The 16,020-nt window shown below is 69.1% G+C and carries 16 protein-coding genes; 8 read left to right on the forward strand and 8 right to left on the reverse strand.

Going from position 1 to position 16,020, the window contains the following annotated elements:
• Nucleotides 1-8: 8 nt before the first annotated feature.
• On the forward strand, nt 9-467 hold the full coding sequence (locus tag ACFVV5_RS03995; RefSeq protein ID WP_387239315.1) for an NUDIX domain-containing protein: 459 nt from the start codon (nt 9-11) through the stop codon (nt 465-467).
• Between the two features lie 5 nt (nt 468-472).
• Here ACFVV5_RS03995 and ACFVV5_RS04000 read toward each other — a convergent pair whose 3' ends face one another.
• On the reverse strand, nt 473-826 hold the full coding sequence (locus ACFVV5_RS04000; protein ID WP_387239318.1) for a hypothetical protein: 354 nt from the start codon (nt 824-826) through the stop codon (nt 473-475).
• Between the two features lie 111 nt (nt 827-937).
• Between ACFVV5_RS04000 and ACFVV5_RS04005 the strand changes: the two genes are divergently transcribed.
• Both ACFVV5_RS04005 and ACFVV5_RS04010 read left to right on the forward strand, forming a co-directional pair.
• A complete protein-coding gene (locus ACFVV5_RS04005; protein WP_387239321.1) occupies nt 938-2,620 on the forward strand; it encodes a bifunctional 3'-5' exonuclease/DNA polymerase in 1,683 nt (560 codons plus the stop codon).
• A gap of 74 nt (nt 2,621-2,694) precedes the next feature.
• Nucleotides 2,695-3,543 carry a DUF1684 domain-containing protein gene (locus ACFVV5_RS04010; RefSeq protein ID WP_387239324.1) on the forward strand — a complete coding sequence of 283 codons (849 nt, stop codon included), beginning with the start codon at nt 2,695-2,697 and terminating at the stop codon, nt 3,541-3,543.
• Between the two features lie 10 nt (nt 3,544-3,553).
• Here ACFVV5_RS04010 and ACFVV5_RS04015 read toward each other — a convergent pair whose 3' ends face one another.
• Nucleotides 3,554-4,114, reverse strand: coding sequence for a PadR family transcriptional regulator (locus ACFVV5_RS04015; RefSeq protein WP_387239327.1), 561 nt, complete (start codon nt 4,112-4,114; stop codon nt 3,554-3,556).
• A gap of 202 nt (nt 4,115-4,316) precedes the next feature.
• Here ACFVV5_RS04015 and ACFVV5_RS04020 point away from each other — a divergent pair, with 202 nt between their 5' ends.
• Entirely contained in the window at nt 4,317-4,820 is a 504-nt protein-coding gene (locus tag ACFVV5_RS04020) for a DUF3145 domain-containing protein (RefSeq protein WP_387239330.1), read from the forward strand.
• Between the two features lie 157 nt (nt 4,821-4,977).
• Here ACFVV5_RS04020 and ACFVV5_RS04025 read toward each other — a convergent pair whose 3' ends face one another.
• The 6 genes from ACFVV5_RS04025 to aceE form a co-directional block, all read right to left on the reverse strand.
• Nucleotides 4,978-6,213, reverse strand: a complete 1,236-nt coding sequence (locus ACFVV5_RS04025) for a beta-ketoacyl-[acyl-carrier-protein] synthase family protein (RefSeq protein WP_387239333.1) — start codon at nt 6,211-6,213, stop codon at nt 4,978-4,980.
• A 117-nt stretch (nt 6,214-6,330) separates the two neighbouring features.
• The gene (locus ACFVV5_RS04030) at nt 6,331-6,579 is read right to left on the reverse strand and encodes an acyl carrier protein (protein ID WP_271178624.1); all 249 of its coding nucleotides are present in this window, start codon (nt 6,577-6,579) and stop codon (nt 6,331-6,333) included.
• 43 nt (nt 6,580-6,622) lie between these two features.
• The gene (locus ACFVV5_RS04035) at nt 6,623-7,627 is read right to left on the reverse strand and encodes a beta-ketoacyl-ACP synthase III (protein WP_387239336.1); all 1,005 of its coding nucleotides are present in this window, start codon (nt 7,625-7,627) and stop codon (nt 6,623-6,625) included.
• Nucleotides 7,628-7,639: 12 nt separating this feature from the next.
• A complete protein-coding gene (locus ACFVV5_RS04040; RefSeq protein WP_387239339.1) occupies nt 7,640-8,560 on the reverse strand; it encodes an ACP S-malonyltransferase in 921 nt (306 codons plus the stop codon).
• Nucleotides 8,561-8,671: 111 nt separating this feature from the next.
• Nucleotides 8,672-9,871: a PucR family transcriptional regulator gene (locus ACFVV5_RS04045; RefSeq protein WP_387239342.1), complete on the reverse strand. Its 1,200-nt coding sequence runs from the start codon at nt 9,869-9,871 to the stop codon at nt 8,672-8,674.
• Nucleotides 9,872-9,924: 53 nt separating this feature from the next.
• Nucleotides 9,925-12,651, reverse strand: a complete 2,727-nt coding sequence (gene aceE, locus ACFVV5_RS04050) for a pyruvate dehydrogenase (acetyl-transferring), homodimeric type (protein ID WP_387239345.1) — start codon at nt 12,649-12,651, stop codon at nt 9,925-9,927.
• A 206-nt stretch (nt 12,652-12,857) separates the two neighbouring features.
• Here aceE and ACFVV5_RS04055 point away from each other — a divergent pair, with 206 nt between their 5' ends.
• The 4 genes from ACFVV5_RS04055 to ACFVV5_RS04070 all read left to right on the forward strand — a co-directional run bounded on the left by ACFVV5_RS04055 (nt 12,858) and on the right by ACFVV5_RS04070 (nt 16,007).
• On the forward strand, nt 12,858-13,331 hold the full coding sequence (locus ACFVV5_RS04055) for a peroxiredoxin (protein ID WP_387239348.1): 474 nt from the start codon (nt 12,858-12,860) through the stop codon (nt 13,329-13,331).
• Between the two features lie 71 nt (nt 13,332-13,402).
• Nucleotides 13,403-14,434, forward strand: a complete 1,032-nt coding sequence (locus tag ACFVV5_RS04060) for a hypothetical protein (protein WP_387239351.1) — start codon at nt 13,403-13,405, stop codon at nt 14,432-14,434.
• Nucleotides 14,431-15,378, forward strand: a complete 948-nt coding sequence (locus tag ACFVV5_RS04065; protein ID WP_387239354.1) for a hypothetical protein — start codon at nt 14,431-14,433, stop codon at nt 15,376-15,378. The genes ACFVV5_RS04060 and ACFVV5_RS04065 overlap by 4 nt, the downstream gene beginning before the upstream one ends.
• Nucleotides 15,336-16,007: a hypothetical protein gene (locus ACFVV5_RS04070; RefSeq protein ID WP_387239357.1), complete on the forward strand. Its 672-nt coding sequence runs from the start codon at nt 15,336-15,338 to the stop codon at nt 16,005-16,007. Before ACFVV5_RS04065 ends, ACFVV5_RS04070 begins: the two co-directional genes overlap by 43 nt.
• The last annotated feature ends 13 nt before the right edge of the window (nt 16,008-16,020 follow it).

Below are 16,020 nucleotides of genomic sequence, written 5' to 3' on the forward strand. Positions count from 1 at the left end.
TTGGAGGCGTGAACTCCGGCGATGCGTGGGTCGAGGGCCCGAACGGCGAACGATTCTGGGGGCGGTTCGGCGCAGCCGGGCTCCTCGTGCACGACCGCCTGCGCGGCATCCTGCTGCAGCATCGCGCCGACTGGAGTCACTTCGGCGGCACCTGGGGTCTGCCGGGCGGTGCGCGCCACGAAGGCGAGACCGCTGTCGAGGGCGCGCTGCGCGAGGCGAGCGAGGAGGCGGATGTTCCTGCCGACGCGCTCGACGTGCTGTTCACCAGCGTGCTCGACCTGGGGTTCTGGTCGTACACGACCGTCGTGGCCGAGGCGCTCCGTCCGTTCGAGGCGCACATGGCCGACGTCGAGAGCATCGAGCTGCGGTGGGTGCAGATCGGCGATGTGACCGCGCTGCCGCTGCATCCGGGCTTCGCGAGCGCGTGGCCGGAGCTGCGCGCCCGGCTGGCCGGCCTCGACGACTGAGGACGTCAGGACGCCACGCTCTCGCCCCAGTGCTGCGCCGGCCAGAGCGCTGAGCCCGGCACGTCGGCGAAGCCGACCGGGAGGCTCTCGTAGGCGGCCGCGCCCGGGTAGCTGACCTGGCCCGGGTACGGGGGCGCGCCGGGGTAGCTCGGAGTCCCGCGGTACGGGGGCGCATCGCGCAGGAGCAGCCGATCGCCGACGATCGTGCCCAGGTAGGCGCCGTCCTGTGAGACGGCTTCGTCGTCGCCCCAGGGGAACCAGCCGATCCAGGATCCGTCGGGATTGAACAGGTAGCGCCCGTTCGCCTCCGTGCGGAACGCGATCCACGTTCCTTGGCTGTCGCGCAGATATACGGTCATCGTCGATCGCCTTTCGGGTCGGGTCTCGTCGTTGACTGAATTATCCTCATCTTATGGATCGGCTGCAATGGGTGCGACCGGAATGTCGTCGGTTGCCGCGACAATAGGGGAGTGCACATCGTTCTGGACCGGTCGGGTGCGTCGGCGATCCGGGCCATCCGGCTGGACGACGACGGCACCATCCTCGGCGACGAGACCATGGAGCGCGCCGACCTTCCCGCCTTCGCGCGCGCCGCAGAGCCCGAGGCGCCGCGCTGGGTGTGGAGCGACACCCGGGCCTGGTATCCGGCGCTTCTCGCCGCTGGGGTCCGCGTCGAGCGGTGCGTCGATCTGCAGCTCTCGCACACGATCCTGCGGCTGTCAGCGCTCAGCGCGTCGTCCACGCTGGCGCTCGCCCCGCCCGGACCGTGGGATGCTGCGCCCGACATCAGTGAGGAGCCCGCCGTCAGTCATGTGGCGCTCTTCGACCTCGACGAGGAGCCCGCCGAGCCGGGGGAGACGATCTCCGCGCTCGACGAATTCACCGCGCAGCGAGAGGCGGTCGACGGCAGCACGAGCCCCGGCCGGCTGCGACTCCTCCTCGCCGCCGAGTCGGCCGGAGCGCTCATCGCCGCCGAGATGCGGTCCGCCGGCCTGCCCTACAGCGCCGAGCGGCACGACGCGCTCCTGACCGAGCTGCTCGGTCCGCGGCCCCGCCCGGGCAGCCGTCCGGTCGTGCTGGAGCAGCTGATCGGCGAGATCCGGGACGTCCTCGAGAGCCCTTCACTCAACCCCGACAGCGCGCCCGACCTCATGCGCGCCCTGCAACGCGCCGGCCTGATCGTGACGTCGACGCGGTCGTGGGAGCTGCGCAAGCTCGAGCATCCGGTCATCGACCCGCTGCTGCGCTACAAGAAGCTCTCGCGGCTGCTCAGCGCGAACGGCTGGGGCTGGCTCGACGCGTGGATCCGCGACGGCCGCTTCCGCCCCGACTACGTGCCGGGCGGCGTCGTCACCGGCCGCTGGGCGACACGCGGAGGCGGGGCGCTTCAGCTGCCACGCCAGGTGCGGGGGGCGGTGGTCGCCGACGACGGCTGGAAGCTCGTGGTCGCGGACGCCGCACAGCTCGAGCCGCGCATCCTCACCGGGCTGTCGGGAGACACGGCTATGGCCGCGGCCGGGCGCGGCAAAGACCTCTACGAGGGCATCGTGGCCTCGGGCGCCGTCGATGAGCGCGCCCACGCGAAGGTCGCGATGCTCGGCGCGATGTACGGCGCCACCACGGGGGAGAGCGGCCGGCTGATGCCGCGGCTGACCCGTGCGTTCCCGCGCGCCATCCGGCTGGTCGAAGAGGCGGCGCGAGCGGGGGAGCGCGGCGAGATCGTCACCTCCCGTCTCGGGCGCAGCTCGCCTCGGCCCGGATCGTCCTGGCTCGCCACGCAGTCCGCCGCCTCCGGCGCCGAGTCCACGGATGCCGACGAGCGGCGTGCGCGCAGCCAGGCTCGCGACTGGGGCCGCTTCACCCGCAACTTCGTGGTGCAGGCGAGCGCCGCCGAGTGGGCGCTGTGCTGGATGGCGGAACTGCGCAAACGGCTCGTCGCGCTCGCACCGTCCGACCGGCTCGAGGACGGCCCGCACCTCGTCTACTTCCTGCACGACGAAGTGATCGTCCACACGCCGGCGGGCCTCGCGGAGCAGACCGCCGAGGCGGTGACCGCGGCGGCGGCGGAAGCCGGGCGCCTGCTGTTCGGAGGGTTCCCCGTGGAGTTCCCCGTGACGGCGGCGATCGTCGACAGCTACGCCCACGCGAAATGAGCGGGACCGCGATCCCCGGCATAAACCTGTGTCGATGTTTGTTCAACCTGCAGACCTGACCGAAGATGGAGACCATGACCGACACCGCCACCGCCCCCGCCGACCCCCGCGACGTCCTGGCCCGCTACCGCCAGCGACGTGAACAGGCCGTCACGGCCCCGAAAGGCAGCCTGGCCCTCGTCAACACGCAGTGGATCACCGGTGACCCGGACGCGCCCGCGCAGCCCATCTGGGGCATCCCGGGCCTGTGGTCGCCGCTGCCCGACGGCCAGTCCGGCCTCAAGGTCACCGCGACGCCGGAGGACGACATCGTGGTCGACGGGCAGCTCGTCGACGGCGAGGCCATCGTGCGGGGCAAAGACGACGCCGCTCCGAGCGAGGTCGTGTTCAGCCCGACCGTCACGGGCTTCGTCATCGCCAGCGATGAAGGCGACTACGCGCTCCGCGTCTGGGACTCGCACTCCGAGGTCATCCAGCGGTTCGGCTCCATCGACGCCTTCGACTTCAACCCGGAGTGGATCATCAACGCGACCTTCACCCCGATCGAAGGCGGCAAAGCGGTCGGCTTCGAGCACCTGAAAGACGAGGGCAAGACCCGCGACCTGGTCATTCCGGGCGAGATCACGTTCGCCAAAGACGGGGTGGACTACAGCCTGGCCGCCTTCAAGGCGGGGCGCGCCCTTCAGCTGGTCTTCTCCGACAGCACCAGCGGCGTCTCCACCTACTCGGTCGGCCGGTTCCTGTTCGTCGCACCCAACCCGGATGGGACGGTCACGCTCGACTTCAACCTCGCCGTGCTGCCGCCGTGCGCGTTCAGCTACAACTTCAACTGCCCGCTGCCGCCCGCACAGAACCGCTTCGGTGTCCCGATCGAGGCCGGCGAGAAGAACGTGCTCGACAAGGCCGGCCAGCTGCTTCACTGACCGGCGGGCATCACTGAACGGCCGGGCGTCGTCCGCGGCGCGGCCGGTCCGCAGAACGATGCTGCACCAGAGCATCCGGATGCGCGGCGAGCGTCGCCGTCACCTCGTCGATCCAGGCGATCGCGGCCTTCGCACCCAGCTCCGCCGCACGGTTGGCGACCAGCTCGGCCGTGCAGTCCGCGTCGTGCGCGAGCTCGCGGATCTTCTCGGTGAACGCCTGCCGGTAGCCGTCGAGCACGGCCGAGGGGTCCGCCTCGGCCAGTGAGGCCGCTACGAGCACCTGGTCCTGCATCTCGTCCCAATCCGGCCGGGCGTCCTGAGGACCAGAGCTGAGCCAGGTCTCGGCCAGCACGCGGCCGTCGGCTGTGAGTGCGTAGAGGGGGAGGCCGTCCTCCGTGGTGCCGGCCGGCTCCACGAGACCCTGGTCGACCATGCGGTCGAGCGTCGAGTAGACCTGGCCCGCGTTCAGCTGCCGGCGGTGCACCGCACGGGCGAGGAAGTCGCCCTGCAACTGCGAACCGTACGCGGGGCCGAGCGTGAGGAGGGCGAGAAAACCGTTCTGAACGGACATACTCAGTATGGTATTACCTCAGGGGAGGGGCGCGACAGCGAACCGCCGAATCACAATCTTGTAACTTCGGCTGGTTGTACGGCATAATTCAGAGCATCAGCCGCAAGGTTGCTCAAACTGAATACGTGCCGGTGCTAACGCACAGCCGGGCATCCGTCGATTGGTCGTTGGGGAAGACGTACCGAATCGAACGGAGGAAACCATGGCGGCACACGCAGCTCGGGGAGTGCTTTACGTACACTCCTCACCTGGCGCGCTCTGCCCCCACATCGAGTGGGCGGCTGGTCGTGCGATGGGTCGCGCCGTGAACTTCACCTGGGAGGCGCAACCCGTCCTCAAGGGCGCCCAGCGCACGGAGTTCTACTGGGACGGACCCCAGGGGACCGGTGCGGCGATCGCCTCCGCCCTGCGCGGCTGGGAGCATCTGCGCTTCGAGGTGACCGAAGACGCCGGTCTCGGCACCGACGGCGGCCGCTGGATGCACACCCCCGACCTCGGGATCTTCTTCGCGCAGACCGACACGGCCGGCAACATGGTCATCCCCGAAGACCGCGTGCGGTACGCGATGGAGATCGCCGGCGGCAGCGCGATGGAGATGCACCGCGAACTGCGACTCGCACTCGGCCAGGCATGGGACGACGAGCTCGAGCCGTTCCGGCACGCCAGCGACGAGACCTCCGTCGTCTGGCTCCACAAGGTCGGCTGACACCGCCCGCTGGACAACAGACTCCCGTGGCGGGCCGGCCCAGGCATCACGCGCTGCCGCCCGCACACGGTGAAACGAAAAGACCCCGACCGGTGGCTTCCCGGTCGGGGTCTCTTCTCGTGCGCTGAGGCGCTGGCGCGCTGAGCGCCGACGCGTGCTAGACGCTGCGGAACGCGACGACGGCGTTGTGGCCGCCGAACCCGAACGAATTGCTGATCGCCAGCAGCTCGCCGTCGCCGAGCGGTCGCGGCTCCCGGACGACGTCGAGCGGGATCTCCGGGTCCATCTCCGTGATGTTGATGGTCGGCGGGGCGGTGCGCTCGTGCAGGGCCATCACCGTGAAGAACGCCTCGATGGCTCCGGCGCCACCGAGAAGGTGACCGGTCGACGCCTTGGTGGCGGACACCGGGATGCCGTCCAGAGCGTCGCCGAAGACCCGGCGGAGCGCGTTGTACTCGGCGATGTCGCCGACCGGAGTGCTCGTGGCGTGGGCGTTGATGTGGCTGATGTCGGACAGCGAGGCGCCCGAGCCCTCGACGGCGGCCTTCATCGCTCGCGCGGCGGCCGAGCCCTCGGGGTCGGGAGCGGTGATGTGGTACGCGTCGCTCGTGACCGAGCCGCCCACGAGCTCGGCGTAGATCTTCGCGCCGCGGGCCTTGGCGTGCTCCTCGGTCTCGAGCACGAGCGCGGCAGCGCCCTCGCCGAGCACGAAGCCGTCGCGGCTCACGTCGTAGGGACGGGATGCCGTGGCCGGCGAGTCGTTGCGCTTGGACAGCGCCTGCATGGCGGCGAAGGAGGCGATGGGCAGCGGGTGGATGGCCGCCTCGGAGCCTCCGGCGATCACGACGTCGGCGAGGCCCTGCTGCAGGTGGTCGTACGCGTTGGCGATCGACTCCGTGCTCGACGCGCACGCGGACACCACGGTCCGGATGCCCGCACGGGCGTGCAGGTCCATGCCGATGGCGGCGCCCGGGCCGTTCGGCATGAGCATCGGGACGGTCATCGGCATGACGCGACGGGGACCGCGCTCGCGCAGCGTGTCCCAGGCGTCGATGAGGGTCCAGACGCCGCCGATGCCGGTGGCCCAGTCGACGGCGAGCCGCTCGGGCTCGACCTCGGGGGAGCCGGCGTCAGCATAGGCCTCACGACCGGCGATCAGTGCGAACTGGCTGGAGGGGTCGAGGCGCTTCACCTCGTGACGCTGCAACACCGAGGCCGCGTCCACCCGGGCCTGGGCGGCGAACGTCACCGGAAGCTCGAGCTCGGTGACCCAGTCCTTGTCGATGGTCGACGCGCCGGATTCGCCGGCGAGCAGCGCCTTCCAGGTGTCTGCGGCGGTGCCACCGAGCGGGGACGCTGCGCCCACGCCGGTGACGACGATTTTCTTGGTCATAACGACAACTCTCCGTTAGTGAGGAACGTGGCTGCGCCTCGGGCGCATCCGATCGCGGGGAGTGCCGGCCCGGCGGGCCGGGCCGGCCATCCGCGAGTGAAGATTCGTCTTGCGGTACTACGCCTGTGCCTTGACGATGAACTCGACGGCGTCGCCGACGGTCTTGAGGTTCTTGACCTCTTCGTCGGGGATCTTCACGTCGAACTTGTCCTCGGCGTTGACCACGATGGTCATCATCGAGATGGAGTCGATGTCGAGGTCGTCGGTGAACGACTTGTCCAGCTCAACCGTGTCGGTCGCGATGCCGGTCTCGTCGTTGATGAGCTCGGCCAGGCCGGCAAGAACTTCTTCGGTGGACAATGCCATGGTGTTTTCTCCTTGAGGGGGTGTCGTTTGACCGTTGTTTAGTTTAGGGCAGCACGACGACCTGCGCGCCGAACACCAGTCCGGCGCCGAAGCCGATCTGGAGGGCGAGGCCACCGCTGAGCTCGGGATTCTCTTCCAGCAGGCGATGCGTCGCCAGCGGGATCGAGGCCGCCGAGGTGTTGCCGGTCGTCTCGATGTCACGTGCGATCGCGACCGTGTCCGGGAGCTTGAGCTGCTTCGCGAACTCGTCGACGATGCGCATGTTGGCCTGGTGAGGGATGAACGCGGCGAGCTGGTCGCTCGTCACGCCTGCCGCATCCAGGGCCTGTTTGGCGACCTTCGCCATCTCCCAGACCGCCCAGCGGAAGACCGTCTGGCCCTCCTGGCGGAGCGTCGGCCACTCGGCCTCGCCGTCGCGGTACTCGGTGAGGGTGCCGTTCATGCCGACCGCGTCGGCTTTGGAGCCGTCGGAACCCCAGATGGTCTTGGAGATCCCGGGGTACTCGCTCGGCCCGATGACCACCGCGCCCGCCCCGTCGCCGAGGAGGAACGAGATGCTGCGGTCGGTGGGGTCGACGACGTCGGACAGCTTCTCGGCGCCGACGACGAGCGCGAAGTGGGCGACCCCGGTGCGGATGAGGGCATCCGCCTGGGCGATCGCGTAGGTGTAGCCGGCGCAGGCCGCGTTCATGTCGTACGCGGCAGCCGGGTTCGCGCCCACGCGGTCGGCGAGCACGGCGGCCAGCGACGGGGTCTGCCGGCCGTTGCTGATGGTCGCGACGATCACCGCGTCGATGAGCTTCGGGTCGACGCCCGACTTGGCGATGGCCTCGATGGAGGCCTCGGTCGCGAGGTCGACGGCGAGCACGTCGTGGCTCGCTCGGGTGCGCGTGATGATGCCGGTTCGCTGGCGGATCCACTCGTCCGACGAGTTGATCGGGCCGACGAGGTCGTCGTTCGGGACGATCAGGTCGCCGCGGGCGGCGCCGATGGAGAGGATGCGCGTGTACTGTGGTCCGTGGGCCTGCTGCAGGGTGGGGTGGGTCAACGGCGTCTCCTTCTAGGCGGACTGGTCGATGAGGTCGAAGGCGGCGGGCAGGTCGTCCGGCGTCTTGATGGCGACAGCGGGAACGCCTTTGAGCCCGCGTTTGGCGAGGCCGACGAGGGCGCCGGCCGGAGCGACCTCGATGATGCCGGTCACGCCCGCGGCCTGGAACGACTCCATCGTGAGGTCCCAGCGCACGGGCGACGAGACCTGTCCGACCAGCAGGTCGACGTAGGCCGGGCCGCTGGTGACGCGCGAGCCGTCCTTGTTGGTCCAGATCGGCAGCGTGGGGTCGGAGGCGGTGAGGGTCGACGCGAATTCGCGCAGGTGCGCCACCGCGGGCTGCATGTAGCGGGTGTGGAAGGCGCCGGCGACCTGCAGTGGGATCACGCGTGCACGCGTCGGCGGGTTCTCGCTGAGCTTCGCGAGCGCCCCCAGGGAACCGGCGACCACGATCTGCCCGCCGCCGTTGTAGTTGGCGGGGGAGAGGCCGTACTCCTCGAGCTTCGCGAGCAGCTCGCCCTCGTCTGCGCCGATCACGGCGCTCATGCCGGTCGGCGTCTCGGCGGCCGCACGGGCCATCGCAGCGCCGCGCTCGCGCACGAAGGCGACAGCGTCGGTCTCGCTCAGGATGCCGGCGCCGGCCGCAGCGGTCAGCTCGCCCACCGAGTGGCCCGCGATGCCGCCGATGCGGTCACGACGGCCGTCGGCGAACAGCGCCGACAGCGTGAGCAGGCCGGCGGAGACGATGAGGGGCTGGGCGACGGCCGTGTCCTTGATGATGTCGGCGTCGCTGACCGTGCCGTGGGCGACCAGGTCGATGCCTACAGCATCCGAGATGCCGGCGAGCTGGTCGCGGAACGTCGATTCGGTGAGCCAGGGGTCGAGGAAGCCGGGGGTCTGGGAGCCCTGACCCGGGCACACGATGACAATCACGAGTTCTAGTCTGCCAATCCTCCGCCGAGCGGATGTGTCGATCGGATACGAAGTATTCCGGAATGCTTTGTGAGTATCTACTAACGAGTGGCGACGGCCGCGTCCGTCGCGTCAGCCGCGCCGGGGGGCGTCCGGCTCGTTGATCGAGCCGACGATCAACGCCGCCTGAAGGATCAGGGCCTCGCGGGCGCCGGTGGCGTCCCAGCCGATCACCTCGGAGACACGCTTGAGACGGTAGCGCACGGTGTTCGGATGCACGAACAGTTCCCGTGCCGTGGCCTCGAGCGAGCGACCGTTGTCGAGGTAGCACCAGAGTGTCGTCAGGAGCTCGGTGGAGTGCGCCTGCAGCGGCCGGTAGATGCGGTTGATGAGCGTGGCGCGGGCGAGGCCGTCGCCCGCGAGCGCCCGCTCGGGGAGCAGGTCGTCGGCGTGCACCGGGCGCGGGCAGTTGCGCCACGCCTTGGCGACCGCGAAGCCGGCGAGGGCCGCCTTCGCGCTCTTCGACGCATCCACCAGGCTCGGGACCTCGTGGCCGAGCACCAGATGACCCGGGCCGAAGCCGGGCTCGAGCTGCGCGGCGAGTTCGAGGAAGCTGACCGTGGGGGAGGCGCCGACCGTCTCGCCGAACTGCTCCTCCGGCGTCGCGTTGCTGGGCCAGGCGCGGCCGATCACGAGCACCAGGCGGCTGCCCTGCACACCGATCAGCACATCCGCCGACATGTGCCGCGCCGTGCGGCGCAGCTGGTCGACGTCGAGCATCTTCGGCGCGGTGCCGACCAGCACGCTGACCTCGCCGTGACCGTGCCAGCCGAGGGCGGCGATGCGACTGGGCAGCTCGTCGTCGTACTCGCCGGTGAGGATGCTGTCGACCACGAGGGCCTCCAGCCGGGCATCCCACAGCCCGCGGGCCTCGGCAGCGCGGGCGTATACGTCGGCCGCGCCGAACGCGATCTCCCGCGAGTAGAGCAGGATCGCCTCACGCAACGGCTCGCTGCCGTTCTTGACGCGCTCCTCGACGACCTCCACCGTCACCTTGATGAGCTGGAGCGTCTGCTGCAGACTCACCGAACGGAGCAGCTCACGGGGAGCAGCCCCGAACACATCGGCGGCGATCCAGGGCGTCGAACGCGGGTCGTCGAACCACGAGATGAACGACGAGATGCCCGCCTGCGCGACCAGTCCCACCGCAGACCGCCGCCCCGGGGGCATGTCGCGGTACCACGGCAGGGTGTCCTCCAGCCGCTTGAGCGTCGCCGTGGCGAGTTCGCCCGAGATCTTGCGGAGCCAGACGAGGGTCTCGCCCTTCGTCATATCCGCAGGCTTCTTCGGCACGGGCGTCTTCGGCACGGTGGTGCGTTCGCGCGTCAGCTCTCGCCGCCGGCGCTGCCGGTGGTGCCCGCGTTCACGTCGTGCAGCAGGTACTTCTCGATCGCGCGGCCGGGAGCGCTCGGGTCGACCTGACCGCGAGCCGCGAGCAGCTCGAGGGTGCGGACGACGAGCGACGGACCGTCGATCTTGAAGAAGCGCCGCGCGGCGGCACGCGTGTCGGAGAAGCCGAATCCGTCGGCGCCGAGCGTCGCGAACTCTCCGGGGACGAACTGGCGGATCTGGTCGGGGACCGCGTGCATGTAGTCGGTGACCGCGACGAACGGGCCGTCGGCATCCTGCAGCTTGCGCGTGACGTACGGGACCTGACGGTCCTGCTGTGGGTAGAGGAAGTTGTGCTCCTCCGCCGCCAGGCCGTCGCGGCGCAGCTCCGACCACGAGGTGACCGACCAGACATCGGCCGACACGCCCCAGTCCTGGGCGAGCAGGTGCTGGGCTTCGAGCGCCCACGGCACCGAGACGCCGGATGCGAGCAGCTGGGCCTTGGGACCGGCCACGTCGGACGGGCGCAGGCGGTGGATGCCGCGCACGATCCCGTCGACGTCGACGTCTTCCGGCTCCGCCGGCTGGACGATCGGCTCGTTGTAGACCGTCAGGTAGTAGATGACGTTGGGGTCGGGGTGCGAGTCGCCGTACATCCGGTCGAGTCCGTGACGAACGATGTGCCCGATCTCGTAGCCGTAGGCCGGGTCGTAGGACACGACGGCGGGGTTCGTCGACGAGAGGACGAGCGAGTGGCCGTCGGCGTGCTGCAGGCCTTCACCCGTGAGGGTGGTGCGGCCGGCCGTCGCGCCGATCATGAAGCCACGGGCCATCTGGTCGCCGGCGGCCCAGATGGCGTCGCCGGTGCGCTGGAAGCCGAACATCGAGTAGAAGACGTACACCGGGATGAGGGGCTCGCCCTGGGTGGCGTACGACGTTCCGACGTTGGTGAACGCGGCCAGCGCGCCCGCCTCGTTGATGCCGACGTGGATGATCTGTCCCTGCGGGCTCTCCTTGTAGGCCAGGAGCAGCTCGCGGTCGACCGACGTGTAGTGCTGGCCGTTCGGGTTGTAGATCTTGGCGTTCGGGAAGAACGCGTCCATTCCGAAGGTGCGCGCCTCGTCGGGGATGATCGGCACGATGCGGTGACCGAAGTCCTTGGAGCGCAGCAGGTCTTTGAGCAGCCGAACGAACGCCATCGTGGTGGCGATCTCCTGCGTGCCGGAGCCCTTCTTCGCGATCGCGTAGGCCGAGTCGTCCGGCAGGTTGAGCTGCGTGTACTTGGTGCGACGCTCGGGGACGTAGCCGCCGAGCGCACGGCGGCGCTCGTGCAGGTACTGGATCGCCTCGTCGTCGGCGCCGGGGTTGTAGTACGGCGGCAGGTACGGGTTCTCTTCGAGCTGGGCGTCGGACACCGGGATGCGCATGGCGTCGCGGAACGTCTTGAGGTTGTCCAGCGTCATCTTCTTCATCTGGTGGGTCGCGTTGCGGCCCTCGAAGCTCGGACCCAGGCCGTAGCCCTTGATGGTCTTGGCGATGATGACGGTGGGCTGGCCCGTGTGCTCGACGGCCGCCTTGAAGGCCGCGTAGACCTTGCGGTAGTCGTGGCCGCCGCGCTTGAGGTTCCAGATCTGGTCGTCCGTGTAGCCCGAGACCATCTCGAGGGTGCGCGGGTCGCGACCGAAGAAGTTCTCGCGCACGTAGGCGCCGCTCTCGGTCTTGTACGTCTGGTAGTCGCCATCCGGCGTCTGGTTCATCAGGTTGACGAGGGCGCCGTCGGTGTCGCGGGCGAGCAGCTCGTCCCACTCGCGGCCCCAGACCACCTTGATGACGTTCCAGCCGGCGCCGCGGAAGTAGCTCTCGAGCTCCTGGATGATCTTGCCGTTGCCGCGCACCGGGCCGTCGAGCCGCTGGAGGTTGGCGTTGATGACGAAGGTGAGGTTGTCGAGGTTCTCGTTGGCCGCGACCTGCAGCTGACCGCGGCTCTCGACCTCGTCCATCTCGCCGTCGCCGAGGAACGCCCAGACGTGCTGGTCGCTCGCGTCTTTGATCCCGCGGTTGGTGAGGTACTTGTTGAGCTGCGCCTGATAGATCGCGTTGATGGGGCCGAGCCCCATCGACACCGTCGGGAACTGCCAGAACTCGGGCATCAGCCGCGGGTGCGGGTAGCTGGAGAGCCCGCCGCCGGCGTGCGACTTCTCCTGGCGGAAGCCGTCGAGCTGGTCGGCGCTCAGCCGGCCCTCGAGGAACGCACGGGCGTAGGTGCCGGGGGAGGCGTGACCCTGGATGAAGATCTGGTCTCCGCCGCCCGGGTGGTCCTGGCCGCGGAAGAAGTGGTTGAAGCCGACCTCGTACAGTGCGGCGCTCGACGCATAGGTCGAGATGTGGCCGCCGACGGCGATGCCGGGACGCTGCGCACGGTGCACGAGCACGGCCGCGTTCCAGCGGATCCAGGCGCGGTAACGGCGCTCGATCTCCTCGTCGCCGGGGAACTCCGGCTCGTTCTCGGGGGAGATGGTGTTGATGTAGTCGGTGGTCGGAACCATCGGCACACCGAGGTGCAGTTCTTTGGAGCGCTTCAGCAGGCTCAGCATGATCTCACGAGCTCGCTCGTGTCCATGGGCCGCAACCAGTGCGTCGAGGGATTCCTGCCATTCGGCGGTCTCCTCCGGGTCCGAATCGATGTGATTCATCGAGTACGGGTCCTGGTCGTTTACAGTCACCCTCGACCTCTTTCTTGTGTCGGATAGATCGTGTTCGGCGCTTTTCACTGTCGGGTCACGACAACCGCGAAGGCACCATCTGCAAGCCTAGCCTCACTCCGAGGGCGTCGTTGACCGCTCTCTTGGCCATCTCCGGATGCAGGTCTAAGCTGTGTCCTCGTGCGCCGATCCAGGATCGAGCATCCCGGCGCTGAAAGGAACACACCATGGCTCTGGAGAACGACACCCAGGCACCCGATTTCGAACTCCTCAGCCAGTTCGGCGAGACCGTGCGTCTCAGCGACTACCGCGGAAAGCGCGCCGTCGCCCTCGTCTTCTTCCCCCTCGCCTTCTCCGGCACCTGCACCGGCGAGCTCTGCGCGTTGCGCGACAACCTCTCGCTGTTCAGGGACCACTCGGTGGAGCTCATCGGCATCTCCGTCGACTCCAAGTACACCTTGCGCGCCTGGGCCGAGCAGGAGCAGTACGACTTCACCCTGCTCGCCGACTTCTGGCCGCACGGCCAGGTGGCCAAGGAGTACGGCGTGTTCCTGCAGGAGAAGGGCTTCGCGAACCGCGCCACCTTCGTGATCGACGAGTCCGGCATCATCCGGGCCTCGTTCATCACCGCGCCCGGCGAGGCCCGCTCGCTCGACGCATACCGTGCCGCCCTGGAGCTGCTGCCCGCCCACGTCGGCTGAACCAGGCGCCCTCCGGGAAACCGTGGTGCCACGGAGGCGGGCGGTCCTCCCGGCTCGCTAGCGTGACGCCCATGGTTCACCATTCGGACGACTGGGCCCGCATCGTCGAAGATGCCCGCCACTACCCCTCGCCCCACAATTCGCAGCCGATCAAGCTGCGGCCGATCGACGATCGGACCGCTGAGCTCTACTACGACCTCGACCTGGGCCTGCCGGCCGAATCGTTCGGCATCCCGTTCGGCCATGTCTGCGCCGGCGTCTTCCTCGAGGGCCTCCGCACCGTCGCGGCCGGCAACGGCTTCGCCGTCTCCGAGCAACTCGACCACCGTGAGATGGACTTCGCGAGCGCCGACCGGCTGCACTCGCTCGGCACAGTGACGCTGAGCGAGCATCCGGCCACCGACGCCGATCGAGCACGGCACCGGCTCTTCCTCGAGCGCCGGACCTCACGGCGTCCGTACGACGCGACGATGGTTCCGGATGCTGCGCTCACCGAGGCCGCGCACGTCGCCGACTCCGCCGGCCACGCCTTCCGCACCACCGCCGACCCCGCTACGGTGCGCGACCTCGTGCGGATCAACCAGTCCACCCTCTTCTCCGACCTCCGGAACGACGCCGTCTACGACGAGATCATGACGTGGCTGCGGTTCAGCCGCGACGAGGCGCGGGAGCGGGGCGACGGCCTCAGCGCTGAGGCCATGCTGATGCCGGGCGGCGTCCTCCGGTTCGCAATGGGGCACCGCGGACTCTGGCAGACGCCGGTGATCGGCTCGGGCATCCGGTCGGTGTACCTGAACACGATGCGCGGCGTTCGTCAGCTCGGCTGGCTCGAGGGCCCGTTCGACTCGCCGGCCGACTACATCGAGGCCGGCCGCACCTTCCTGCGGCTCTGGCTGGCATTGACCGCGCGGGGTGTGTATCTTCACCCGTTCGGCACGGTGATCACCAACCCCGGGTCCCACCGCGCCTTCGTCGACACGGTGGGGGCGAACGAGGGGCGGGGCCGGATGGCGTGGATGCTGTTCCGCTTCGGCCACAGCAAGCGGCCGCCCGTTGCCCATCGGCGACCCGCCGCCGCGATGCTGATCGGAGCGGCACGATGAAGCGCTCACTGATCTTCGCCTTCGTCTGGGCGCAAGACGGCTTCGTGCGCCTGTTCACGCACAGCGTCCACACGCACAAAGTGCTCCTCGGGCCGGGCATCGAGCCCTTCCGCTGGCTGCTCGGCCGCTGGCGCGCCTGGCGCACCTTCGAGCTGGCGGCGCGACGGGTGCCCGCCTACCGGGAGTTCCTCGCCGAGCGCGGCATCCCGGGCCGCCTCCGGTTCCGCGGACGACTCGCCGCTGCGTTCGCCGCGATCCCGGAGATGGACAAGGACTCGTACATCAAGAAATGGAGCATCCCGCAGCGCAGCATCGGGGGAGTGCTGCCGCGCCACGGGGTCGTCGTGGACGAGTCGTCGGGCAGCTCCGGAACGCCCACCAGCTGGGTGCGCGGCAAGGACGAGCGGCTGGCGACCCGTCAGCTCCTGCAGGTCGGGTTCGCGCGCACCGCGAACAGCCTGCGCAAGCAGCCCTTCGTGCTCAACGCGTTCTCGCTGGGCGCGTGGGCGACCGGGATGAACGTGAGCACCTCGCTCACCGAAGTGACGATGATGAAGTCCATCGGCCCCGACCGCAACAAGATCATCGCGACGATGACCGAGTTCGGCACCGGCTTCACGTACATCATCCTGAGCTACCCGCCGTTCCTGAAGTCGCTCTTCGAAGACGACCGCCTCGACTGGTCGCAGTACGACATCGTCGCGGCGTTCGGCGGCGAGGGCATCAGCGAGAACATGCGCAGCCACATCCTGCGCTACGCCCACAGCGCGTTCGGCTCCTACGGCGCGAGCGACCTCGAGATCAACATCGCCATCGAGACGGACTACACGGTCGCGCTCCGGCGGGCGATCGCGGCGGACCCGCGCCTGGCGCGGCGCATCACCAGGCAGGGGAGTACGGCGTGCTCCCGATGGTGTTCCAGTTCAATCCCTACGACTACCTGATCGAGACCAACGACGCGGGCGAACTGGTGGTGACGATCGTGCGCAAGCAGAACATCAATCCGCGCATCCGGTACAACATCCACGACCGCGGTCACGTGATGCGCCTCCGTGAGCTGACGCCGGTGCTGAAGGAGCTCGGTCACGGCGCGGTCATCGATCAGCAGTTCCTCGACCTGCCGTTGCTGTTCCACTACGGGCGCTCGGATCTGTCGGTCGACTATAACGGCGCAGTGGTGGCTCCGGATGCTCTGCGCGACGTGATCTACGCAGACCCCGCACTGCTCGAAGCCGTCGAGAACCACCGTCTGATCAGCTACGAGGATCAGAGCGGCGACCGGCAGCTGCACATCGCGCTCCAGCTCACCGAGCACGCGACCGCGGTCGGCGCCCTCGACATCGTGGGGTACCAGGACTCCGTGGTCCGCGAGCTGCGCCGCATGAACGGCGACTTCAACAACGCCATCCTGACGGCGCCCGACGGCACGCTTCCGACCATCGCGTTCTACCCGTTCCGGGCCGGTCCGTTCGCCCGCGACGGCGCCAAGCTGAAGAACGAGTACGTGTGGCAGCTCGCCGCCGGCGAACTCGCCACCTGGAACGTCGACCTCACCTCCGTGGCGGCCCGCTAAACTGGATGGGCCG

Origin of the sequence: Leifsonia sp. NPDC058248 (genome assembly GCF_042881905.1) — a bacterium.
Classification (GTDB): domain Bacteria; phylum Actinomycetota; class Actinomycetes; order Actinomycetales; family Microbacteriaceae; genus Leifsonia.

What these genes read in the sequence shown, in the direction of transcription:
- ACFVV5_RS04000 (WP_387239318.1), bottom strand. Translation starts at nt 826, where the DNA reads ATGACCGTATATCTGCGCGACAGCCAAGGAACGTGGATCGCGTTCCGC.
- ACFVV5_RS04010 (WP_387239324.1), top strand. Translation starts at nt 2,695, where the DNA reads ATGACCGACACCGCCACCGCCCCCGCCGACCCCCGCGACGTCCTGGCC.
- ACFVV5_RS04015 (WP_387239327.1), bottom strand. Translation starts at nt 4,114, where the DNA reads ATGTCCGTTCAGAACGGTTTTCTCGCCCTCCTCACGCTCGGCCCCGCG.
- ACFVV5_RS04020 (WP_387239330.1), top strand. Translation starts at nt 4,317, where the DNA reads ATGGCGGCACACGCAGCTCGGGGAGTGCTTTACGTACACTCCTCACCT.
- ACFVV5_RS04025 (WP_387239333.1), bottom strand. Translation starts at nt 6,213, where the DNA reads ATGACCAAGAAAATCGTCGTCACCGGCGTGGGCGCAGCGTCCCCGCTC.
- ACFVV5_RS04030 (WP_271178624.1), bottom strand. Translation starts at nt 6,579, where the DNA reads ATGGCATTGTCCACCGAAGAAGTTCTTGCCGGCCTGGCCGAGCTCATC.
- ACFVV5_RS04045 (WP_387239342.1), bottom strand. Translation starts at nt 9,871, where the DNA reads ATGACGAAGGGCGAGACCCTCGTCTGGCTCCGCAAGATCTCGGGCGAA.
- ACFVV5_RS04055 (WP_387239348.1), top strand. Translation starts at nt 12,858, where the DNA reads ATGGCTCTGGAGAACGACACCCAGGCACCCGATTTCGAACTCCTCAGC.
- ACFVV5_RS04060 (WP_387239351.1), top strand. Translation starts at nt 13,403, where the DNA reads ATGGTTCACCATTCGGACGACTGGGCCCGCATCGTCGAAGATGCCCGC.
- ACFVV5_RS04065 (WP_387239354.1), top strand. Translation starts at nt 14,431, where the DNA reads ATGAAGCGCTCACTGATCTTCGCCTTCGTCTGGGCGCAAGACGGCTTC.